19 protein-coding genes are annotated in these 22,876 nt (G+C 67.3%); 3 read left to right on the plus strand and 16 right to left on the minus strand.

Annotated features, from left to right (window positions below; translation table 11 throughout):
• Window positions 1-436: 436 nt before the first annotated feature.
• Window positions 437-1,339, minus strand: a complete 903-nt coding sequence (locus AC5P66_RS01920) for a peptidylprolyl isomerase (protein ID WP_111102005.1) — start codon at window positions 1,337-1,339, stop codon at window positions 437-439.
• Window positions 1,340-1,475: 136 nt separating this feature from the next.
• Between AC5P66_RS01920 and AC5P66_RS01925 the strand changes: the two genes are divergently transcribed.
• Together AC5P66_RS01925 and AC5P66_RS01930 are read left to right on the plus strand one after the other, a co-directional pair.
• The gene (locus AC5P66_RS01925) at window positions 1,476-1,841 is read left to right on the plus strand and encodes a PadR family transcriptional regulator (protein WP_111096465.1); all 366 of its coding nucleotides are present in this window, start codon (window positions 1,476-1,478) and stop codon (window positions 1,839-1,841) included.
• Entirely contained in the window at window positions 1,838-2,827 is a 990-nt protein-coding gene (locus AC5P66_RS01930) for a sensor domain-containing protein (protein ID WP_099486699.1), read from the plus strand. Before AC5P66_RS01925 ends, AC5P66_RS01930 begins: the two co-directional genes overlap by 4 nt.
• Before the next feature lie 110 nt (window positions 2,828-2,937).
• Here the strand turns inward: AC5P66_RS01930 and AC5P66_RS01935 are convergent, their stop codons facing one another.
• Together AC5P66_RS01935 and AC5P66_RS01940 are read right to left on the minus strand one after the other, a co-directional pair.
• The gene (locus AC5P66_RS01935; protein WP_049416738.1) at window positions 2,938-4,245 is read right to left on the minus strand and encodes a polyhydroxyalkanoate depolymerase; all 1,308 of its coding nucleotides are present in this window, start codon (window positions 4,243-4,245) and stop codon (window positions 2,938-2,940) included.
• A 93-nt stretch (window positions 4,246-4,338) separates the two neighbouring features.
• Window positions 4,339-4,929 (minus strand): class I SAM-dependent DNA methyltransferase, encoded by a 591-nt coding sequence (locus AC5P66_RS01940; RefSeq protein ID WP_049440893.1) that lies wholly within the window; start codon window positions 4,927-4,929, stop codon window positions 4,339-4,341.
• Between the two features lie 187 nt (window positions 4,930-5,116).
• Here AC5P66_RS01940 and AC5P66_RS01945 point away from each other — a divergent pair, with 187 nt between their 5' ends.
• Window positions 5,117-5,572 carry a CopD family protein gene (locus AC5P66_RS01945; protein WP_049416734.1) on the plus strand — a complete coding sequence of 152 codons (456 nt, stop codon included), beginning with the start codon at window positions 5,117-5,119 and terminating at the stop codon, window positions 5,570-5,572.
• A gap of 139 nt (window positions 5,573-5,711) precedes the next feature.
• Here AC5P66_RS01945 and AC5P66_RS01950 read toward each other — a convergent pair whose 3' ends face one another.
• From AC5P66_RS01950 to uppS, 13 genes are all read right to left on the minus strand, one after another.
• Window positions 5,712-6,671, minus strand: coding sequence for an acetyl-CoA carboxylase carboxyltransferase subunit alpha (locus tag AC5P66_RS01950; RefSeq protein WP_049416733.1), 960 nt, complete (start codon window positions 6,669-6,671; stop codon window positions 5,712-5,714).
• A 113-nt stretch (window positions 6,672-6,784) separates the two neighbouring features.
• Complete coding sequence (locus tag AC5P66_RS01955) at window positions 6,785-7,654, minus strand: YajG family lipoprotein (RefSeq protein WP_099495079.1); 870 nt, start codon at window positions 7,652-7,654, stop codon at window positions 6,785-6,787.
• A 55-nt stretch (window positions 7,655-7,709) separates the two neighbouring features.
• Complete coding sequence (gene dnaE / locus AC5P66_RS01960; RefSeq protein ID WP_100477804.1) at window positions 7,710-11,300, minus strand: DNA polymerase III subunit alpha; 3,591 nt, start codon at window positions 11,298-11,300, stop codon at window positions 7,710-7,712.
• 237 nt (window positions 11,301-11,537) lie between these two features.
• Window positions 11,538-12,197, minus strand: a complete 660-nt coding sequence (rnhB, locus tag AC5P66_RS01965) for a ribonuclease HII (RefSeq protein ID WP_495216056.1) — start codon at window positions 12,195-12,197, stop codon at window positions 11,538-11,540.
• Entirely contained in the window at window positions 12,194-13,396 is a 1,203-nt protein-coding gene (gene lpxB, locus AC5P66_RS01970) for a lipid-A-disaccharide synthase (protein ID WP_240458940.1), read from the minus strand. The genes rnhB and lpxB overlap by 4 nt, the downstream gene beginning before the upstream one ends.
• 53 nt (window positions 13,397-13,449) lie before the next feature.
• Window positions 13,450-14,241: an acyl-ACP--UDP-N-acetylglucosamine O-acyltransferase gene (lpxA, locus tag AC5P66_RS01975; RefSeq protein ID WP_495216057.1), complete on the minus strand. Its 792-nt coding sequence runs from the start codon at window positions 14,239-14,241 to the stop codon at window positions 13,450-13,452.
• 16 nt (window positions 14,242-14,257) lie between these two features.
• Window positions 14,258-14,716, minus strand: a complete 459-nt coding sequence (gene fabZ / locus AC5P66_RS01980; RefSeq protein ID WP_005415845.1) for a 3-hydroxyacyl-ACP dehydratase FabZ — start codon at window positions 14,714-14,716, stop codon at window positions 14,258-14,260.
• Window positions 14,713-15,735, minus strand: coding sequence for a UDP-3-O-(3-hydroxymyristoyl)glucosamine N-acyltransferase (gene lpxD, locus AC5P66_RS01985; protein WP_495216058.1), 1,023 nt, complete (start codon window positions 15,733-15,735; stop codon window positions 14,713-14,715). Before lpxD ends, fabZ begins: the two co-directional genes overlap by 4 nt.
• A 433-nt stretch (window positions 15,736-16,168) precedes the next feature.
• A complete protein-coding gene (bamA, locus tag AC5P66_RS01990; protein ID WP_099495073.1) occupies window positions 16,169-18,589 on the minus strand; it encodes an outer membrane protein assembly factor BamA in 2,421 nt (806 codons plus the stop codon).
• A 74-nt stretch (window positions 18,590-18,663) separates the two neighbouring features.
• A complete protein-coding gene (rseP, locus tag AC5P66_RS01995; protein ID WP_049438428.1) occupies window positions 18,664-20,022 on the minus strand; it encodes an RIP metalloprotease RseP in 1,359 nt (452 codons plus the stop codon).
• Window positions 20,023-20,077: 55 nt separating this feature from the next.
• Entirely contained in the window at window positions 20,078-21,268 is a 1,191-nt protein-coding gene (locus tag AC5P66_RS02000) for a 1-deoxy-D-xylulose-5-phosphate reductoisomerase (protein ID WP_049438429.1), read from the minus strand.
• 2 nt (window positions 21,269-21,270) lie between these two features.
• The gene (locus tag AC5P66_RS02005) at window positions 21,271-22,107 is read right to left on the minus strand and encodes a phosphatidate cytidylyltransferase (protein WP_049412136.1); all 837 of its coding nucleotides are present in this window, start codon (window positions 22,105-22,107) and stop codon (window positions 21,271-21,273) included.
• Entirely contained in the window at window positions 22,104-22,871 is a 768-nt protein-coding gene (gene uppS, locus AC5P66_RS02010; RefSeq protein WP_049412139.1) for a polyprenyl diphosphate synthase, read from the minus strand. Before uppS ends, AC5P66_RS02005 begins: the two co-directional genes overlap by 4 nt.
• Window positions 22,872-22,876 lie beyond the last annotated feature (5 nt).

Consider the following 22,876-nt stretch of genomic DNA (forward strand, 5'->3'; position numbering starts at 1 on the left):
GGTGTGCAGAGGTCAGCCGACTAACAGTCGGCTCTACAAGACATTGGCACCTCTTCGCCCCCGATTCCCCTGCGATGCTCGGCTCGCTCAAGGCGGACCCAAGGTCAAGAGCCACAGCTGCACGACGATGCTTGGTAGTGCCGGGCCGGGCCGGGCCGGGCCCTGCGAGCGAAGCGACCGCTTCTGCCTTTGATCTGGGATCCGCCTTGAGCGAGCCGAGCACCGCAGGTCCGGCGAGGGCGAAGAGGCGCGGGTGTCTGAGCGCAGCGAGTTCCCGCGCCGTCCCTCGACGGGCCGAGAAGCGCAGGGTACCGGTGCGCAGCACCGGCTCGTGACCGGCGGAACGTTTCTTTTGGTTACTTTTCTTTGCGTACAAAGAAAAGTAACGCCCATGAACAGTGAAGCACCTTCAGCACGCGTCACGCGCAGGAAACCATCAGCGCACCGGCACCGGAATATTGCACAGATCGATATGCCCCGCCGGGCGCTTGTAGAAATCATCCACGCGGTTGCGCCGCGCCTCCACCGTATCGGCGAAGGTCTTCGAGTCGGTACGCAGTACCTGGATCGGCGTGCGCTCGGCCGCCGGCACGTCGCTGGCACGGCGGATCGACAGGATCGGCGTACGCAGCTTCGGGTCGGTGTAGAAGCCCATCGGCGCCGGTCCGCGCCGGGTCGCGCTGAGCAGTTCCATGCCCTTCAACACGCGACCGACCAGAGTGATGTTGCGGTCCAGCTGGCGCGGCGACTGACCGGTCACCACGTACAGTTCGGCGCCGATGCTGCTGTCTTCCTCGTTGCTGCGGCCGGCACCGAGCATGCCGTAGCAGTGCGCCAGCCAGGCCTTGCCGGCTTGCGGGTCCTGGCCGACCGGGAAGCCGTCGACGAAACCGGTCTGCGCGGCCCAGCCATCGCGATCCGGCAGCACGCTGACCTTCAGGCCGGCGCTGGCGCGTTCGAACTCGGCCGGCAGCTTGCGCGCGGCGCTGCCGAACGGCCTGGCCTTGGCCGCGTCATCGGCGTCGGCATCGCCGAACTGCACCACGAAGTTGTCCTGCGAGCGGTAGATGCTGGTGCCGTCCCAGAAGTGCTCGTGGGCGAAGGTCTGGATGTTGGCGACATGGCGGGGGGCGAACTGCGGCGCCAGCTCGATGATCACGCGCCCGGCTGGCAGGTCCATGTACAGCAGGTTGGCCGGGTCCGGGGTGCGCCAGTCGCTGGCCGCCGAGGCGTCGAGGATCTGCTGCGGGCTGCGGTAGGGCGTGGCTGCACTGGCCAGTGCGGGCAGCAGGCAGGCGAAGGCGAGGGCGGTCAGGGCAGGGCGACGACGGTGCGGCATGGGAACCCCGGAACATGAACGAGACTTCGATTCTGCGCGAGCCGCGCAGCCGCGCCAACCGGCAGAGTGACTAACGACACATTCGCTATACCGAACTTCGCACTACTGTGGACTTCAACGTAGTGGAGGGCCGGTCATGTCCGAGGAGGATGTCCACCTGAAGAAGTTCCAGAAGGAGCTCAGCGCCGGAACGGTGTCGCTGGCCCTGCTGGCGGTGCTGGCCCGGGCCGGGGAGCCGCTGTACGGCTACCTCATTGCCAAGGAGCTGGAGCGGGTGGGCGAGGGCGTGCTGAGCGGCAAGCAGAGCGCGCTGTACCCGGTGCTGCGCAACCTGGAGGGCGCCGGGCTGCTGGAAAGCCATGTGGAGCCGTCCAGCAGCGGGCCGCCGCGGCGCTACTACCGCATCAATGAACGTGGCCGCGAGGTGCTGGCGCAGTGGCGCCAGGCCTGGCAGGCCACCCGCGATTCCGTCGATTCCGTGTTGGAGGGGGTACCGCAATGAACGACCCGAGCCTGGCAGGCCGCGCCCTGCCCACCACCATCCCGCAGTACCTGGCGCAGCTGCGCGCGGCGCTGGAAGGTGCCGATCCGGCGATGGTGCAGGACGCGCTGTACGACGCCGAGGAATACCTGCGCTCGGAGCTGGCGGCGCAGCCCGGCCGCAGCGAGGCCGAGGTGATCGCCGACGTCGCCGGCAGCTACGGTGCGCCGGACGAGGTGGCCGAGATCTACCGCGAGACTGAGGTAACGGTGAACCGCGCGCTGCGTACGCCGCGTGCGGATACCGCGCCGGTGCTGCGTGCGGCGGCCGAAGCCAGTGGCGTCGAGCCGGCCTCGCCGCCGCCTGTGCCGGTGCCGCGTTCGCTGCTGGCGCGCTTCTTCGGCGTGGTGGCCGATCCGCACACCTACGGTGCGCTGTTCTACATGCTGCTGTCGCTGGCCACCGGCATCTTCTTCTTCACCTGGGTGGTGACCGGCCTGTCATTGTCGCTGGGCCTGCTGATCCTGATCATCGGCATTCCGCTGACCGTGCTGTTCTTCGGCTCGGTGCGCGGGCTGGCGCTGCTGGAAGGGCGGCTGGTGGAAGCGTTGCTGGGCGAGCGCATGCCGCGCCGTCCGCGCTACACCGACCGTAGCCGCACCTGGCTGCAGCGCATCGGCGACATGTTCACCGATGGCCGTACCTGGCTGACCCTGCTGTACTTCGTGCTGATGCTGCCGCTGGGCGTGGTCTACTTCACCATCGCGGTGACGCTGCTGTCGCTGTCACTGGGGTTGATCTGGGCGCCGGTGGCCGCGCTGTTCAGCGGTGACATTCCGGGTGTCTACGTCGATGGCGTGAACGTGCTGCCGATGGCCGCCTCGCCGCTGGTGGCGATCGCGGTTGCTGCGGCGGGCGCACTGCTGCTGGTGCTGACGATGCACCTGGCACGCGGCATCGGCAAGCTGCATGGGCTGATTGCCAAGAACCTGCTGGTGCGGTTGTAACAGGCGAGGGGTCGGATCCCTGTTCGCAGAACAGGGCTCTGACCCCGGATCCCATCATGCTGGGTCAGAGCCCTTTCCGTTGGAAAGGGATCCGACCCCACGGCGGGGAGTTACCCCGCCTTGCGCCGCAACGGGGTGACGTTGCTCTTCTTCTTCGTGGCCTTCGCCGCCGGTGCTTCGGCATGCGCGGCGAAGAAGTCGCGCACCTTCGGATACACCACCTCGCGCCAGCGACGGCCACTGAAGATGCCGTAGTGGCCCGCACCTTCGACGATGAAATGCTCGCGGCGGTCAGCAGCAATGCCGGTGCACAGCGCCTGCGCCGCCTCGGTCTGGCCGAGGCCGGCGATGTCGTCCAGCTCGCCTTCGATGCTCAGCAGCGCGGTATCGCGGATCGCCGACGGATCGACCTTCTCGCCGTTGACCACCCACTCGCCACGCGGCAGCAGGAAGTCCTGGAACACCACGCGGATGGTATCGAGGTAGTACTTGGCCGGCATGTCCAGCACCGCGTTGTACTCGTCGTAGAAGCGACGATGCGCGTCGGCGTCTTCCAGGTCGCCCTTGACCAGATCGGTGTAGAAATCCCAGTGCGAGCTGAAGTGGCGGCTCGGGTTCATCGACAGGAAGCCGGCGTGTTGCAGGAAGCCGGGATACACGCGGCGGCCGGCGCCGGGGTAACTGGCCGGCACGGTGTGGATGACGTTGTTCTCGAACCACGACAGCGGGTTCTGCGTGGCCAGGTTGTTCACTGCGGTCGGGCTGCAGCGCGCATCGATCGGGCCGCCCATCATCACCAGCGTGCGGGGCGTCGATTCGCCACGGCTGGCCATCAGCGAAACCGCGGCCAGCACCGGTACCGTCGGCTGGCACACGCTGACCACGTGCAGGCGTTCGACGCCCAGATGGCGGATGAACTCCTGGATGTAGGCGATGTAATCGTCCAGGCCGAACTCGCCTTCGCTGGCCGGCACCATGCGTGCGTCGATCCAGTCAGTCACGTACACGCGGTGGTCGCGCAGCAGCGTGCGCACGGTATCGCGCAGCAGCGTGGCGTGGTGGCCGGACAGCGGCGCCACCACCAGCACGAAGGGCTGGTTGAGCATGGTGTGCAGCTGGTCGGCTTCATTGCTGTGGCGCTTGAAGCGCAGCAGCTTGCAGAACGGCTTGTTCACTTCCTCGTGCACGACGATCGGCACGCGCTCGCCGTCGACGTCGATTTCGTTGATGCCCCACTCGGGCTTCTCGTAATCCTTGCCGATGCGGTGGAACAGCTCATTGACCGCCGCCAGGCGATCGGCGCCGGGCATCTGCGACCACCAGTGGCCCGGGTTGGCGAAGAATCTGGCGTTGGCCTGGGCCTGGTGCACCCAGGGAGCGAGCAGGTTGCGGGTCAGTTCGTGCAGTTGATAGAGCATGACGACCGAATATGTATGGTCATATGTTGCCGCGCAGCATATCCCATCCGGGTGTCCCGCAGGTTAAGTTGGCTGAAAATAATGAATCCGGATTCACATCCGTTCCAGCGCGGCGGCATCGCCTGCCAGGGCGGGACCGAGCCAGCAGTGCGACCCTACGGGCTGCAGGCCGTGCCGGGCCAACGTCCGCCGATACCAGCGTGCCGGGCGGGCCTGGAAGCCGTCGTGGTCGCCCTCGAACGCGTCCTCGGCGGCGAAGGTCTCCAGGAAGGCCACGCCGCCGGTCAGCTCGGCCACGCCGGCCAGGCCGGCGCGCAGCTCGCGGTCGGGCACGTAGTGCATCACGTCCGAACACACCAGCAGGTCGACCGGGGCGCAGGGCCGCAGCCAGGCGAAGTCGCCGAAGCGGGCCAGGTGCAGGTTGCGGGTGCGGCCGTAGCGGCGCACAGCGTACTCGCTGCTGTCGAAGCCCAGGTATTCGACCTTCGGACGCAGCTTCAGCAGCGGCGCGCGCCAGGCGCCTTCGCCGCAGCCGATGTCCAGCACACTGCGGATCGGTCGTTCCAGGTAGTACTCGGCGCTGGCCACGGCCAGGGCCACCTTGCGCGCCAGCCGGGCGCTGCCGCCGATGTCGGCGCGGCGGTACCAGCGTTGGAAGTAGGCGGCGTCGTAGGTCTTGTCCATGGGGCGGTGCGCGATCGGGGAAAACGGCGCCTATCGTACGGTGTTGCGCCCCCGGGTGTGGCGGACCCGCAGTAGAGCCACGCCTTGCGTGGCTGTCCTGATGCGGCGATTGGACGCGGCAGCCACCCATGGGGTGGCTCTACTGCGACAATAGGCGCCCATCCACGCCAGCCGCCGGAGCGAGCGCATGCAGAGCTACTACTGGGTCAAGACCTTCCACATCGTGTTCGTGGTGGCGTGGATGGCCACGGTGTTCTACCTGCCGCGCATCCTGGTCAACCTGGCCGAGACCGCAGGCCAGCCGGCCGTGACCGAGCGCCTGCAGCTGATGGGCCTGCGCCTGTACCGTTTCGGCCACTCGATGTTCGGCCTGGCCTTTGTGCTGGGCCTGGTGCTGTGGCTGGGCTACAAGATCATCCCGGATTTTCCGACCATGGTCGCGCCGGGCGGCGCTGGCTGGCTGCACGCCAAGCTGGGCCTGGTGGTGGTGCTGCTGGTGTATTTCAGCTGGATCGGCCGTCTGTTGAAGGGCGTGGCCAAGGGCAGGGCGCTGCCGTCGTCGCGCGCGCTGCGGTGGATCAACGAGATCCCGCTGCTGGCGTTCATCCCGATCGTGTGGCTGGTGCTGGCCAAGCCGTTCTGAGGCGGGGTCATCTGCACCCGGTAGATCCACGCCATGCGTGGATGCGGCCAGGGCGGAAACGAAAGAGCCGGGCAAATGCCCGGCTCTTTCATTTCTGCAACCACCTGCGTGTTGCCGGCCAGCGGCCGGCACTACCGGATCACGCCGCTTCGTACGTGCCGTAACTGCGCAGGCGCGCGTAGCGCTGCTCCAGCAGCTGTTCGGTGGAGAGCTTCTCCAGCGCGTCCAGCTCGTTCAGCAGCACGGCCTTCAGGCGCTTGGCCATCTGCGTCGGGTTGCGGTGGGCGCCACCGGTCGGCTCGCGCACGACCTTGTCGACCAGGCCCAGGCTCTTCAGGCGCGGGGCGGTCAGGCCCAGTTGTTCGGCCGCTTCCTTGGCCTTGCCCGCGTCCTTCCACAGGATCGAGGCGCAGCCTTCCGGGGTGATGGTCGAGTACACCGCGTATTCCAGCATTACGGTGCGGTCGCCCACGCCCAGCGCCAGCGCGCCGCCGGAGCCGCCTTCACCGATCACGGTGCAGATGATCGGCACCTTCAGCTCGGCCATCTCGATCAGGTTGCGCGCGATCGCTTCGGACTGGCCGCGCGATTCGGCGTCGATACCCGGCCAAGCACCAGCGGTGTCGATCAGGGTCAGCACCGGCAGGCCGAAGCGCTCGGCCATCTTCATCAGCCGCAGCGCCTTGCGGTAACCCTCCGGCTTGGGCATGCCGAAGTTGCGCTTGATCTTTTCCTTGGTGTCTCGGCCCTTCTGGTGGCCGATCACCATCACCGCGCGGCCGTTGATGCGGGCCAGGCCGCCCATGATCGCCTTGTCGTCGGCGAAGGCACGGTCACCGGCCAGCTCCTGGAACTCATCGCAGATGATGCGGATGTAGTCGGCGGTGTACGGGCGCGACGGGTGGCGGGCCAGCTGCAGCACCTGCCACGAGGTCAGGTTGCGGAAGATCTGCGCGGTGCGCATGCGCAGCTTGTCCTGCAGCGCGTGCACTTCCGCCTCGACATTGACCGCCGGCCCGGCACTGGCGTTGCGCAGTTCCTGGATCTTGGCTTCCAGGTCGGCGATGGGTTGCTCGAAGTCGAGGTAGTTCGGATTCATCGGAAGCCGTCGTGTAAAGAAGGGGGCAATTCTAGCCGAATGCGTGCAAACCACCCGTACGCCTTCGTCTGGAAGGCGACGGTAGCGCAGCCGGGCAGGCGGCGCCAGTCAGCTCAGGGCACCACCAGGGCGCTGCGGCCCATCAACTGGCTGCGCTGGGAAACGAAGTCGTTGTAGGCCTCGTTGGCGTCCCGGCCCAGGCCGCTGCCCAGGGTGGCAGTGGCCGAGGTGAAGGCCATCTGCGCAGCGAAGTCCTGCTTGCGCAGGGCCTTCTGTTCATCGGCGGTGGTGGCCTTCAGCCACTGCGCGTAGACCTCGCGCAGCGGCGCGGTATGCGCCTCGAACGCCGGCGCCAGCGCCGGCAGGCTGGCCGGTGCCGGTTCAAGCCTGTATGCCGGGGCCACGTAGCCGGCCGGCTGTTCGCGCTTGAACGCGCCCGGCTCGCCCATGCCTTCCTCGACGTAGGCGATGAAATCCGGTGCCGTGAACACCTTGGCGACGATCTGGCCACCACTGGAATCGACGTGGGCGACCACCTTTTCCTTCGGGAACGGTTCGCGCACGCCGTAGGTCCAGGTCTTGTCGATGAACAGGTCATGGCGCTTCTCGAAGGGACCCTCGAAGTCGACGCCGCCCAGCTCGATGCCGGCCTTGCCGGTGCCGAAGTTCTTCAGCTTGCTCTCGTCGGTGACGTAGACCTCGCGTGCGATCACGTATTCGCTCAGGGTCGGGTTGATCAGGCCGCCACGACCGTCGACGTAGACGATGAAGCGCACGTCACCGAGCGTGTCGGTATGCAGGCGATGCTCGCCAACGGCAAGCGAGATCGGGCGCGAGCCGTGCGCGGCCACCGGCAGGTCCTGGCCGTCGATGCTCAGCGCCAGCGGCGTGTCGGTCGGGTTGTCGATCTGGAACTCGATCTTCGACGGCGAGCAGGCGGCCAGTGCCAGTGCGGCAACGAACGGGAACAGCAGGGTCTTCATCGGCAATCGTCCTTGATGTCTGGAACGGGAAAACAGGAACACGAAGCAGCCAGCCTCAGCTGGCCCACGGCGGGCTGTAGCGCACCTTCAGCGTGCGTACGGCCGGGTCGGCGCGCAGCGCCTCCATCAGCTTGGAATCGATGCGTACTGCGCTCTGCCCGGATACATCCAGCATGCCGGCGACACCGCCGTGCGGGCCCTTCAGCAGCAGGTCCAGGCGCAGCGGCGTGCGCCCCGGGCGATGGCGGTCGAGCAGGGCGTTGATGCGCTCCCAGACCGGGCGCTGCTGGCGCAGGTCCAGGCGCAATGACAGCCGCGTGGCGTAGTTGGCGCAGACTTCGTCGAAGTCCCAGCACTGGCGGATGCGCAGCGCGTAGCCGCCGTTGAATTCGTCCTCGCGCAGGCCGCCCTTGACCACCAGGATGCGGTCCTTGGTCATCAGGTGGCCGAACTCGGCCATCGCATCGGAGAACGCGCTGCACTCCACGCGGCCGCGACCGTCCTCCAGCTGGATGAAGATCTGGCTTTCGCCCTTGCGGCGCACGCCGACCACCTGGCCGGCCAGCACGGTCTGCACTTCCGGGCGCCAGCGCTTCTCGCCGCCACCGCCGCCACCGCTGTTTGCGCTCCAGATTTTCTCCACCGAACCCAGGTCGTTGCCTACCAGATCGCGCACATCGTCGCGCCAGGGATCGAATGGGTGGCCGCTGAGATAGAAGCCCAGCGTATCGCGCTCGCCGTTGAGGCGCTGAAGCAGCGGCCATTCTTCGGCTTCGGGCAGGTCCAGCTGGATCGAAACGGTGCTCGGATCGGGCCCGCCAAACAGCGAATTCTGCCCGGACGCACGCTCGCGTGCCATCTGGTCGGTGGCCTTGATCACTTCCGGCAGCTGCAGCATCAGCGAGGCACGGTTGCGGCCGAGCTCATCGAGCGCGCCACAGTTGATCATCGCTTCCAGCGTGCGCCGGTTGAGCTTGGCCGAGCCGACGCGGGTGCAGAAGTCCAGCAGATCCTTGAATGGCCCGCCCTTCAGTCGTTCCTCGACCACCGCTTCGCAGGCGCCCTGGCCGACGCCCTTGATCGCGCCCAGGCCGTACTGGATGGTGTCCGGCGTGACCGCTTCGAACATGAAGGCCGACTGGTTCACCTTCGGCGGCAGCACGGTCAGGCCGAGGTTGCGCACCTCGTCGAGGAAGCCGACCACCTTGTCGGTATTGTCCAGGTCCGAGGACAGCGTGGCCGCCATGAATTCGGCCGGGTAATGCCGCTTCAGCCACGCGGTCTGGTAGCTGACCAACGCATACGCAGCGGCGTGCGACTTGTTGAAGCCATAGCCGGCGAACTTCTCCATCAGGTCGAAGATTTCGTCGGCCTTCGGGCCATCGACGCCGCCCTTGGCTGCACCTTCGCGGAAGATCTCGCGGTGCTTGGCCATTTCCGCCGGCACCTTCTTGCCCATCGCGCGGCGCAGCAGGTCGGCGCCGCCCAGCGAGTAGCCGCCGACGATCTGCGCCATCTGCATCACCTGCTCCTGGTACACCATGATGCCGTAGGTGTCCTTCAGGATCGCTTCGGTGCGCGGATCGGGATAGATGATTTCTTCCTGGCCGTGCTTGCGCGCGTTGAACGAGGGAATCAGGTCCATCGGGCCGGGGCGGTACAGCGACACCAGCGCGATCAGGTCTTCGAAACGGTCGGGGCGCGCGTCCTTCAGCAGGCGGCGCATGCCCGAGGATTCGAACTGGAACACCGCGCCGGTGTTGCCGTTGGCGAAGATGTCCTTGTAGGTGGGCGCATCGTCGAGCGGGATCGCGGCAATGTCGACCGGCGGAATGCCCGCGCGTTCGTGGCGCTTGTTGATCGCCTTCACTGCCCAGTCGATGATGGTCAGCGTGCGCAGGCCGAGGAAGTCGAACTTGACCAGGCCGACTTCTTCCACGTCGTTCTTGTCGAACTGGGTGACCGGGTTCTTGCCGAGGCCATTCTCGTCGTGTTCGGCGTACAGCGGGCAGAACTCGCTCAGCGGTTCGGGCCCGATCACCACGCCACCGGCGTGCTTGCCGGCGTTGCGGGTCAGGTCTTCCAGCTGCAGCGCCAGGTCGATCAGGTCGCGGACATCGTCCTCGGTTTCATAGCGCTGGATCAGTTCGGCCGAGGCCATTTCCGAGCTGGGGCCTTCCTTGCCCTTGCCCAGCGCATCCTTCAGGTGGATGCCCAGGATGTTGGGAATCAGCTTGGAAACACCGTCGACCAGGCCATACGGGAACCCGAGCACGCGGCCGGAGTCGCGCACCACCGCCTTGGCGGCCATGGTGCCGTAGGTGATGATCTGGCTGACGCGCTCGCGCCCGTACTTGCGCGCAACGTAGTCGATCACCTCGTCGCGGCGGTCCATGCAGAAGTCGATGTCGAAGTCGGGCATCGACACGCGTTCCGGGTTCAGGAATCGCTCGAACAGCAGGTTGTACGGCAGCGGGTCCAGATCGGTGATCTTCAGCGCCCACGCCACCAGCGAGCCGGCACCCGAGCCGCGGCCGGGACCGATCGGGATGCCCTGGTTCTTGCCCCACTGGATGAAGTCGGCCACGATCAGGAAGTAGCCGGGGAAGCCCATCTTGATGATGGTGTCGAGCTCGAACTCCAGGCGCTCGAAGTACTCCTCACGGGTCTTGCCCGGCGCCAGCGGATTCTTCTCCAGGCGCTCTTCCAGGCCGTCGCGCGACATCTTCTGGATCCAGGTGTCCAGGGTCTCGTCGTCGGGCACCGGGTAGTTGGGCAGGAAGTAGGTGCCCAGCCGCATCTCGATGTTGCAGCGCTCGGCCAGCGCCAGCGTGTTGTCGATCGCATCGGGGATGTCGGCGAACAGCGCGCACATCTCCTCGGCCGACTTCAGGTACTGCTGGTCGCTGTACTCGCGCGGACGCTTGGGATCGTCCAGCACGCGGCCGGTGGAAATGCACACGCGCGCTTCGTGCGCGCTGAAATCCGACGGCGACAGGAAGCGCACGTCATTGCTGGCGACCACCGGCAGGCCGCGCTGGCCAGCGGCCATCAGCGCGAACTGGTTGAAGGTTTCCTCGCCCTCGCGGCCGGTACGGGTCAGCTCCAGGTGCAGGCCATCGCCGAATACGCGCTGCCAGTCGGCCAGCTGCTGCTCGGCCAGTTCGTGCTTGCCGTCCAGTGCCAGGCGCCCGGCCAGGCTCTGCCGGCCGGCCAGCGCGAACAGGTTGGCATTGCCGGCCTTCAGCCAGTCCGGGTGGATGGCCACGCCGCCTTCCGGGCGATGGCCTTCCATCCAGGCGCGGGTCAGCAGCCGCGACAGGCTCAGGTAGCCCTCGCGGTCGCGGCACAGCAGGGTCATCCGCCACGGGTCCTGGCCTTCCTCTGCGATCAGCACGTCGGCACCGGCGATCGGCTTGATGCCGACGCCTTCGGCGGCCTTGTAGAACTTGACCAGGGCGAACAGGTTGTTGAGGTCGGTCACCGCCAGCGCGGGCAGGCCGAGCTCCACCGAGCGCGACAGCAGGTTGGCCTGCTTGGCCTTCTTCGGGTCCGCCTGGTCCGGCTTGGCCGGCACACGGATGGTGGAGTCCGCCAGCGAGAACTCGGTGTGGACGTGGAGATGTACGAAGCGGGAGTTGGACATGCCGGACCAGGTTGGAGCGCGCGGGCCCCGGGTGCTGACGGAGGTTCGTCGCCGGGGTCGGGAAGCGCTGGAATGCCCGGTCAGGGTAGCGAGGGCAGGGGGTTGCCACAAGGCTTGACAGGGGCACGGCGTGGCGCCGGATTCAGGCGTGCGGGAGGCCGCCTTCTGTAGAGCCGAGCCCATGCCCGGCTGTCCACAGCAGCCGAGCATGGGCTCGGCCCTACAACTCCAGCTGGCTCAGGCGATGGCCGCCGCCTGCGCCAGGTCCAGGCACTCACGCACCGGTGCGAAGCTGCGCCGATGCTCCACGCAGGGGCCGTGCTCGCGCAGGGCGGCCAGGTGGGCCGGAGTGCCGTAGCCCTTGTGCTGCTCGAAGCCGTATTGCGGGTGGCGGGCATGCACATCCTGCATGTAGCGGTCGCGCGAGACCTTGGCCAGGATCGATGCGGCCATGATTGCGCGGTCGATGCCATCGCCGCCGACCAGCGCCTGCGCCGGCAGCACCAGGCCCTTGGGCACCACATTGCCGTCGATGCGGGCGAAGCCGGCCACATGGGCGACCGCTGCAACGACGTCACGCATGCCCTGCAGGGTGGCCTGGTAGATGTTCAGGCGGTCGATGGTGTCCACGTCCACCAGCACCACGCGCCAGGCCAAGGCGCGCTCGATGATGCGGTCATGCAGCTGCTCGCGGCGGGCCGCGGTGAGCTGCTTGGAGTCGTCCAGGCCGTTGATCCGTGGCCGCGCCGGGTCGAACACCACCGCCGCCACCGCCACCGGCCCGGCCAGCGGGCCGCGGCCGGCCTCGTCGACGCCGGCCACAAGACGCTCCGGCTCGACCACGGCCACGCCGTCGAACAGGGTCAGGCTGGCTGCGGCGGCGTGACGGCGGCTCATGCCTGGGCCTGGTCGCGCATCAGCAGCTCGCCGACGGCATCGGCGGCACGCGCCGAGGCGTTGCGTCGCAGGCGTTCGTGCAGGCGCACGTAAGTGTCCTGCAGGTCGCTCGCCCGCTGCGGGTGGTCGAACCACTGCTGGATGGCCGCGGCCAGCCTGTCCGGCGTGCAGTCGTGCTGCATCAGTTCCGGTGCCAGGTCCTGCCCGGCCAGGATGTTGGGCAGGGCGAAGCGGTCGACCTTGATCAGGCCAAGCGCCTTCACCAGTCGATAGGTCAGTTCGTTGACACGGTAACCGACCACCATCGGCCGCTTCACCAGCATGGCTTCCAGGGTCGCGGTACCGGAGGCCAGCACCACCACGTCGGCGGCGATCATCGCGTTGCGCGCCTGGCCGTCCAGCACATGCGAGTAGGCCACCGGCAGCGCCGAGCGCGACAGCTGTTCCTCGATCAGCTGCCTGCAGGCCGGGTTGGCGGCAGGCACCACCACATGCAGGCCCGGAATGCGTTCAGAGACCTGCCAAGCGGCTTCGAAGAACGGTTCGCCCAGGCGCGAGATCTCGCCGAGGCGGCTGCCCGGCAACACCGCCAGCACCTTGGCCGAGGCCGGCAGGCCGAGCGCGGCGCGTGCTTCCTCGCGGTTGCCCTGCAGCGGAATGTCATCGGCCATCGGGTGGCCGACGAAGCGCGCGTCGATGCCGTGCCTGGCATAGATCGGCGGCTCCATCGGGAACAGGCACAGCACCAGGTCGGCGCTGCTGCCGATCTTCTCCGCGCGCTTTTCGCGCCAGGCCCAGACCGACGGGCTGACGTAATGCACGGTGCGCACGCCACGCTGTTTCAGCCAGCGCTCGATGCCCAGGTTGAAGTCGGGGGCGTCGATGCCGATGAATACGTCCGGCTGCCATTCCAGCGCACGCTGGCGGAACGCCGAGCGCAGCTTGAGCAGGCGTGGCAGGTGGCGCAGCACTTCGGTCAGGCCCATCACCGCCAGCTCGCTGGCATCGTGCCAGGTCTGGCAGCCGGCGCTGCGCATGGCGTCGCCACCGATACCGGCGAACTCGGCATTCGGGAAGCGCGCCTTCAGTTCACGCACCAGGCCCGCACCGAGCAGGTCGCCGGAGGCTTCGCCGGCCACCAGCGCGATCCGCAACGGGCGCTCGCTGAGCACCCGCTGCGCGGGAACACTGCCGGCCATCGAGGCCAGCGGGATCACCGCGGCGCCGGCCGGCGCCTGGCCGGTCGAGCTGCTCATCGCAGCAGGGGCCTCTCGGCGTGCTCGATGAAGTCCAGCATCGCCTTCACGTCGTCGCTGTCACGCGCCTGTTCGGTCAGCTGCACCTTGGCCTCTGCCAGCGGCAGGCCCGCGACGTACAGCGTGCGGTAGGCACGCTTGATGGCCGAAATGCGCTCGGCGTCGAAGCCGCGTCGCTTCAGGCCTTCGCTGTTGATGCCACGCGGGCGTCCCAGCGAATCGGTACCGACCATGGTGAACGGCGGTACATCACCATTGGTCAGCGCGCCCATGCCGAGGAAGGCATGCGCGCCGATGCGGCAGAACTGGTGGGCACCGGCGAAGCCGCTGATGATCACGTAGTCGCCCACGGTCACGTGGCCAGCCAGGGTGGTGTTGTTGGAGAACACGCAGAAGTTGCCGACATGGCAGTCGTGTGCCACGTGCGTGTAGGCCAGCATCCAGTTGTCGTTGCCGATGGTGGTGATGCCGCCGCCGCCGCCGGTGCCACGGTTGAGCGTGACGAACTCGCGGAACACGTTGCGGTCGCCGATCACCAGTTCGGTACGCTCGCCGGCGAACTTCTTGTCCTGCGGCTCGCCACCGATCGCGGCATGGCCGACGAAGCGGTTGTCGCGGCCGATCCGGGTCGGGCCGTGGATGCTGCAATGGGGGCCCACCACCGTGCCGGCACCGATTTCAACATCGGGGCCAATCAGGGTGAAGGCGCCCACCTGGACATCGTCGGCCAGGCGAGCAGCCGGGTCGATGACGGCGGTGGGGTGGATCCGCGGTGAGTTGTCAGTCATTGCTGCCTCCAGTGGATCAGCCCTTGGCGCCGGCACACATGACCTCGGCCGACGCGACGACTTCGCCGTTGACCTTGGCTTCGCCGTAGTACCAGCCCATGTTGCGGATCAGGCGCTTCATCTGCACGTCCAGCATCAGCACGTCGCCGGGGACGACCTGCTTGTTGAAGCGGGCGTTTTCCACCTTGACCATGTAGAACAGCTTGGACTGCGCGTCGCGGCCGAGCGTCAGCTGCGTCATGACGCCGCCGGCCTGCGCCAGCGCTTCGATGATCAGCACGCCGGGCATGATCGGGCGGCCCGGGAAGTGGCCCTGGAAGAACGGCTCGTTGATGCTGACGTTCTTCTGCGCCAGGATCCGCTTGGCCTCGACGTCGAGTTCAAGCACCCGATCCACCAGCAGGAACGGGTAGCGATGTGGAAGCAGTTCCTGGATCTGGCAGACGTCGATCGGAAGCTGCAGCGAATCGTTCATTCTTTCTCCTTGCCAGCAGCCAGAACGCGGCGAGCCAATGCGTCCAGCTGCTTGAAGCGCGCGGCGTTCTTGCGCCACGTGCGGTTGTCGGTCAATGGGGTGCCGGACGAATACTCGCCCGGCTCATGGATGGAGTTGCGGACCACCGACTTGCCGGTGATCACGACCTTGTCGCAGATCTCGAGGTGGCCGACCACGCCAACGTGGCCGCCGAGCAGGCAGTAGCGGCCGATCTTGGCGCTGCCGGCGATGCCGGTGCAGCCGGCAATGGCCGAGTGCGCGCCGATCTGCACGTTGTGCGCGATCTGTACCAGGTTGTCCAGGCGAACGTCTTCGTCCAGCACGGTGTCTTCCAGCGCACCACGGTCGACGCAGGTGTTGGCGCCGATCTCGCAGTCATCGCCGATGCGGACGCCGCCGAGCTGCGGCACCTTGATCCACTTGCCGGCGTCCATCGCCAGGCCGAAGCCGTCGGCGCCGAGCACGGCACCGGGATGCACGCGCACGCGCTTGCCCAGCCTGACCCGGGTGACCAGGGTGACCCGTGCGATCAGCTCACAGCCGGAATCCAGGCTGCAGTCCTCGCCGATCACGCTGCCGGCGCCGATGATGCAGTTCTCGCCGATGACGCTGCGCGCACCGACAGAGACGAACGGGCCGATATGGGCGCTGGCGGCCACCTGGGCGCTGGGGTCGATCACCGCGCTGGGGTGAATGCCCGGCGGGCGGGTCGGCGCGATGTCGAACAGCGCGGCGATCTTGGCAAAGGTGGTGTACGGGTCCTTGGCGACGAGCGCGGCGCCCGGGGCGGCCTCGACGTCATCGGCACGCAGGACCACCAGCGAGGCCTGGCTGTCGGCCAGCTGGGCGCGGTAGCGCGGGTTGGCAAGGAAGGTCAGCTGGCCAGGACCGGCATGGGCGAGGGTGGCCACGCCATGGATGGCGGTGGCGGGGTCGCCATGGACCTGCAGGCCGAACTGCTCGGCGAGTTGCTGGGCGGTGTAGGTGGGAGTATTCACGGCGGGAGTTTAACGTGTGACGCCATTGCGGTCATGCGGGGGGCATATGCAGCCAACGGCAGGGCCCCTCGCGGCCGGCAGAGCCAGTGTCATGGGCTGGGTCGGACGGGGCGGGACTGCGGGGGGCGGCGCAAGTACGTCCATGTAGCCTTGGTCGCCGCATCCATGCGGCTCACACCCCCGCAGCCCCGCCCCATCCGACCTCCGACGGCTTGGCGCGAGTGCCAGCCACGGAAAAACAGAAAAGATCAAAAGCAGAGCGGGCGCTTCCGGCATCCAGGCCAAACGAAAACGCCGGGCAATGCCCGGCGCTTCGCGCCCCGTCTGGTGGAGAGCCCCCCGTTGTTAAGGGGGGCGCGCCAGCGGCGCGGGGGATAGGTGAAATGCGCGGGCAATTCACCGGAGGTGGGTCAGTTCTGAGGAACAGAGTTCCTCAGAACTGACCACCGAACGTGAATTGCAGCCGCTCGATCTTGTCGCCGTCTTCCTTCTTCAGCGGGAAGGCATAGCTGATCGAGATCGGGCCGACCGGGGCGCGCCACAGCAGGGCCACACCGGTCGACACGCGCAGCTCGTTGGCCTTGAAATTGTCCACGCCGGTGTAGACGTTGCCGAAGTCGACGAAGGCCGAGACACGCGCCGACGGGCTGTCGAACAGGCGCGGGAAGTAGGCTTCGACCGAACCGACGGTTTTCAGCGAGCCACCCAGCGGCTGGCCATCCGGATAGCCGCGGGTTGCCTCGCGTGGGCCCAGGGTGTTGTCTTCGAAGCCGCGCACCGAGTTGGTGCCGCCGGCGTAGAAGTTCTCGTAGAACGGCAGGCCCGAGGCGGTCACCGTCTTCACGTAATCCGAGGAGCTCGGGTTGCAGTCGACAGTCTGCGTCGGGTTCGGATTGGCCTCGGTCGGCGCGGTGTAGCAGAGGTCGCGGGTGTAATCCTTGCCGTAGCTGTCGCCGTAGCCAATTTCCGCACGGGTGTTGATCACCAGCGAGGGCATGATCGGCCAATACTTGCTGATCTGGTAGTTCAGCTTGAAGTACTCGACGGTCGAGCCAGGCAGGGTGGTTTCCAGGCCGATGCGCTGGTAGGTACCCCGGGTCGGCATGAAGTAATCGTTGCGCGAATCGCGGGCCCAGCCCAGTTCGGTGCGCCACGCGTGGAACGTCTTGGTGCCGATGGCGTTGATGTAGTCGATGATCGACTCGGGCGTGGAGCCCGGATAGGTGGTGATCTGGTTGCTGTCGATGCCGAACATCAGCGAGACGGTATCGGTCTCGGTCAGCGGCACGCCGAACACCACCTGCGCGGCACCGTTGGTGCTGTTGTACTGCGCGGTGTTGAAGTCGGAGTAGTCCAGTTCGCGCCAGGACAGGTTGTAGCCCAGCGAGACGCCGTCATCGGTGAAGTACGGGTTGGTGTAGCTGAAGCCGTAACGCTGCAGGTAGCTGCTGCGCGAGGCTTCGACCGACACGCGGTTGCCGCCGCCGAGGAAGTTGTTCTGCGACAGCTGCACCGACGTGGTCATGCCGTAGGACTGCGAGTAGCCCAGGCCGAACACGAAGCTGCCCGAGGTGGTTTCCTTGACGTTGTAGACGACGTCGACCTGGTCGTTGCTGCCGCTGACGGCCGGGGTTTCCACTTCCACCGATTCGAAGTAGCCGAGGCGCTGCAGGCGGATCTTGGAGCGGTCGATCGCGGCCTGCGAGTACCAGCTGTTCTCGAACTGGCGCATTTCGCGGCGCATCACCTCATCGGAGGTACGGGTATTGCCACGGAACAGGATGCGGCGCACCGACACGCGCGGGCCGGGCACGACCTGCATGTTGATGGCGACGGTCTGTTCAGCGCGGTTGGTGGTCGGGATCGGGTTCACCTTGGCGAACGCGTAACCGATATTGGACAGCGAATTGGTGATGGTGTCCGAGCTGAATTCCAGCAGGGCACGCGAGAACGTGTCGCCGGACTTCTGGATCACCATGCGCTCGACGTCCTCCTGCGGGAGGATGGTGTCGCCGCTGACCTTGATCTCGGAGATCTTGTACTGCGCGCCCTCGGTCACGCCCGCGGTCAGGAACATGTCGCGCTTGTCGGGGCTGATCGAGACCTGGGTGGAATCGATGCTGAAATCGACGTAGCCGCGATCCAGGTACCAGGAATTGAGCTTTTCCAGGTCGCCGGACAGCTTTTCCTTGGAGTACTGGTCGTCACGGCGGTACCACGACGCCCAGTTGTGCTCCTTGGACTCCCAGGTCTCCAGGATGTCCTTGCTCTCGAACTTTTCGGTGCCGACCAGGTTGACGTGGCGGATCTTGGCGGCCTTGCCTTCCTTGATGGCGATGGCGATGTCCACGCGGTTGCGGTCCAGCGGGCTCACCGTCGGGGTGATGTCGACGTTGTACTTGCCACGGTCGTTGTACTGGCGGCGCAGTTCCTGGGTCACGCGGTCCAGGCTCAGGCGATCGAAGGTGCCGCCCTCGGTCAGGCCGATGTCGGACAGGCCCTTGAGCAGCTGGTCGGACTTGATGTCCTTGTTGCCGGTCACGGTCAGCTTGTTGATCGCCGGGCGTTCCTTGACGGTCACCACCAGGATCGTGCCCTGGCGGTCCAGCTGCACGTCTTCGAAGAAGCCGGTCTTGTACAGGGCGCGGATCGTCTCGCCGACCTTGTTGTCGGTGATCGTCTCGCCGCGTTCCACCGGCAGGTAGGTGAACACCGTGCCCGAGCTGATGCGCTGCAGGCCATCGACGCGGATGTCGCTGACAGTGAAGGGCTCGGCTGCCTGGGCCAGGGCGGGAGCGCCGGTGACGGCGGCGAGGGCGAGGGCCAGCAGGCGGCGATTGGGGAGTCGCGTCATGTCACGTCCGGTAGGAAGGTCGATTTCATTGGTGCGGGATGCCGACGCTGTAGACGGCAACAACGTGGAAAAGTTCATCGCGGGACCAGGCCGAGGATGTCGTTGTAGAACGCCAACCCCATCAGCCCGGCCAGCAACGCCAGGCCGATGTATTGGCCGGCGGCGATGGCACGCTCGCTCAGCGGGCTGCCCTTGACCAACTCGATAAGGTAATACAGCAGGTGGCCGCCGTCCAAGATCGGGATCGGCAGCAGGTTGATGATGCACAGGCTGAGCGACAGCAGGGCAAGGAACTGCAGGAACCAGTCGAGGCCGCGCTTGGCCGAGACATTGGCCACGCGGGCGATGGTGACCGGCCCGGAAACGTTCTGCAGCGAGGCCTTGCCGGTCACGATGCGGCCCATCATGCCCAGCGAGTCGGCGGCCAGGCGGCCGGTCTCGCGCACCGCCACGGTCACCGCATCCAGCGGGCCATAGCGCAGCAGGGTGTCATAGGCGGGGCTGTAGCTGGTGGGGAAGCCGACGCCGATCTGCCAGACCGGATTGCCCTTGCCGTCCTTGCCCTGGCGCGGGGTGACTTCCAGCGCCAGGCGCTCGCCGCCACGCAGGACCTCGATCATTCCCGGCCCGCCGGCACGGCCCAGGGCCTGGATCTCGCCGATCACCTGGTCGACGCTGTCGATGCGCTGGCCATCGATGGCCACGATCAGGTCGCCTGGCTGCAGTTGCCCTGCCACCACGGAGTCCGCAGTCAGCGACTCGACTTGCGCCGGCTGCAGCCACGATTGCCAGTGCAGGCCAGCCAGGATCGGCACCCGCCGCTCATCGAAACCCACCGGCAGCTGCGACAGCGGCAGGGTGCGCGTGCGTACCTGGTCGGCCGTATCCAGCACTTCCAGCTTCACGTCGCGGCGGTCCATCGCGGCTGCGGTCAGCGCCATGCTGGCCTCGCCGAGGGTGACCACCTGGCGGTCGTCCACGCGCAGCACGCGGTCGCCGCTGGCCAGCCCGGCACTGGCAGCGATGCCGCTGACACGGCCGATGGTGGGCGAGTAATCCTGCTTGCCGATCACGAACATCGCCCACAGCAGCAGGATGCACAGCAGCAGATTGGCGATCGGGCCGGCGGCAACGATCGCGATGCGCTGCCAGACCGTCTTGTGGTTGAAAGCCTGGCCGCGCTCGTGCGGGTGCACTTCGACCTCGCGTTCGTCGAGGAACTTCACGTAACCGCCCAGCGGGATGGCGGCGATGGCGAACTCGGTGCCGTGCCTGTCGCGGCGCGACCACAGCGGCCGGCCGAAGCCGACCGAGAAACGCAGGATCTTGACCCCGCACAGGCGCCCGACCCAGTAATGCCCGAATTCGTGGAAGGTGACCAGCAGCCCGAGGCTGACGATCATCCACCAGACCGATCCGATGAAGTCAGTCATGCAGGCACACAGTGGCGGGCAGGGGCGGCGGCGTCATGCTGGGCGAGGCGGTCGTTCAGGCGGCGTCGATGGCGTTCAGGGTGAGCTGGCGTGCCCGCTGGTCGGCGGACAACAGGACCTCCAGTGTATCGGCTGGCTGGGACGGCAGTGTTGAAAGAGCGTTAGCAACCAGCGCCGGGATCGTCAGGAAACCGATCCGGCCCTGAAGAAACGCTGAAACCGCCTCTTCGTTGGCGGCGTTCAGCACCGCCGGCGCGGTGCCGCCGGCCTGCATGGCCTGCCAGGCCAAGGCCAGGCAGGGGAAGGCGTCGGTATCCGGGGCCTCGAAATCCAGGCGGCCCTGGGCCAGCAGGTCCAGCCCGGCCACGCCCGATTCGATGCGCTGCGGCCAGCCGAGGCCGACGGCCAGGGTGGTGCGCATGTCCGGCAGGCCCATCTGGGCCAGGGTCGAGCCGTCGACGAACTCGACCAGCGAATGGACCAGGCTCTGCGGGTGCACCAGCACCTCGATGCGCTCGCCGGGCACGCCGAACAGGTGGTGGGCCTCGATGACCTCCAGGCCCTTGTTCATCAACGTCGCCGAATCGACCGAGATCTTCGGCCCCATCGACCACTTGGGGTGGGCAACGGCCTGGGCCGGGGTGACCTGGGCCAGCTCGGCGCGGCTGCGGCCACGGAACGGGCCGCCGGAGGCGGTCAGCAGGATCCGGCGCACGCCGGCGCCGTCGACACTGGCATCGCGCGAGCGCAGGCACTGGAAGATCGCGCTGTGCTCGCTGTCGATCGGGATGATTTCGGCACCGGCACGTTCGGCCGTCCGGGTCAGCAGTTCGCCGGCCAGCACCAGCGATTCCTTGTTGGCCAGCAGGATGCGCTTGCCGGCGGCGGCGGCAGCCAGGGTCGAGGACAGGCCGGCCGCGCCGACGATGGCCGCGACCACGGTATCGCAGGCATCGCTGGCGGCCAGCTGGTCCAGCGCGGCCTGGCCGGCATGGGCCTCGGTGGCCAGTCCGGCCTCGCGCAGGCCGTCACGCAGCTCGGCGAACAGCGATGCGTCGGCGATCACCGCGTGCGCGGGTTTGTGCTGGCGGCACAGCGCCAGCAGCGCCTGCACCTGGCGACCGGCAGCGAGCACCGTGGCCTGGTAGCGGTGCGGGTGGCGGGCGATCACGTCCAGTGTGGAGGCGCCGATCGAGCCGGTAGCGCCGAACACGGCGACCCGGCGCAGGTCTGCAGCAGCATTCATGGTCAGAACCCGAAGATTTCCTTGCCCAGCGCGAACACCGGCACGGCGGCGAGGACGCCGTCGACCCGGTCGAGCACGCCACCGTGGCCCGGGATCAGGTGGCCCGAGTCCTTGGCGCCGGCATGGCGCTTGATCAGGCTCTCGAACAGGTCGCCCAGGACCGAGGCGAACACCGCCACCACTGCGGTGATCAACAGGCCGGGCAGGTGTGCGGCATCGATGCCAGCCAGCCAGCCCAGGCCGAGGGCCACGGCGACACCGGCCAGCAGGCCGCCGAACAGGCCTTCCCAGGTCTTGTTGGGGCTGATCCGTGGCGCCAGCTTGTGCTTGCCGAAATGGCGGCCAGCGAAATAGGCGCCCGAGTCGGCCGCCCACACCAGCGCCAGCGCAGCCAGCAGCCACAGGTGTCCCTGCTGGCCCGGCGGATCGCCGCCGGCATGGATCAGCACCAGCGCGGCCCACGCCGGCACGATGGCCAGGGTACCTGCCAGCATCTTCAGGATCCGCGAGGGTGCCGACGGCTGCGCACCGAAGGTGAAGAAACGCAACCAGACCAGCGCGGCCAGCCACCAGGCAACGCCGGCCAGCGTGGTTATCTGGAACAGGACCAGGGTGCTGCCATCGGCCCAGACCAGCAGCACCATCAGCAGCAGGTTCAGCACCAGCAGCACGGTGCGCGCCAGGGTGTCCTCGATACCGGCCAGCTTCAGCCATTCCCACAGGCCGATCAGCAGCACGGCGGCGGCGGCGGCGGCCAGCCATTGCGTGGGCAGCAGCAGGATCGCCGCAATGGCTAGCGGCGCCATGATCAGCGCGGCAAGGACTCGGGTCTTGGTCATGGGCTGGAAGTCTCGGTGGCCAGTGCGGCAATCTGGGCGCTGGTCAGGCCGAAACGACGCTCGCGACCGGCATAGGCGTCGAGCGCCTGCTGCAGCTGCCCGGCGTCGAAGTCCGGCCACAGGGCCTCGGTGAACCACAGTTCGGTATAGGCGAGCTGCCACAGCAGGAAGTTGCTGATGCGGGTGTCGCCGCCGGTGCGGATGAACAGGTCCGGCGGCGGCAGGTCGGCCAGGGCCACCTGGCTGCCCAGCAGCGATTCATCGATCTGCTCGGGCAGAAGGCGACCGGCCGCCACTTCGACGGCCAGGGCGCGCGCGGCGCGGGCGATGTCCTGGCGGCCACCGTAGCTGGCGGCGATCGACAGGGTCAGGGTGGTGTTGTCTGCGGTGCGCTGCTCGGCCAGCTGCATGCGGCTGACCAGCCCGGCGCCGAAGCGCTCGCGTTCGCCGATGAAGCGCACGCGCACGCCACGCCGGTGCAGCTCGTCCACTTCGCGGTCGAGTGCACCGAGGAACAGCTTCATCAGCGCGTCCACTTCCTCCTGCGGCCGGCCCCAGTTCTCGCTGGAGAAGGCGAACAGGGTCAGCGCCGGAATGCCCAGTTCAAGGCAGCGCTCGATGGTGCGGTTGACCGCGCGCGCGCCGGCACGGTGGCCGATCACGCGGGGGCGACGGCGCTGCTGTGCCCAACGCCCATTGCCATCCATGATGATGGCAATGTGGCGGGGCAGGGAGGCAGGCAACGGAGGCGGGACTGAAGGCATCGACT

It is taken from the genome of Stenotrophomonas sp. YJH_SMC_122, assembly GCF_059369535.1.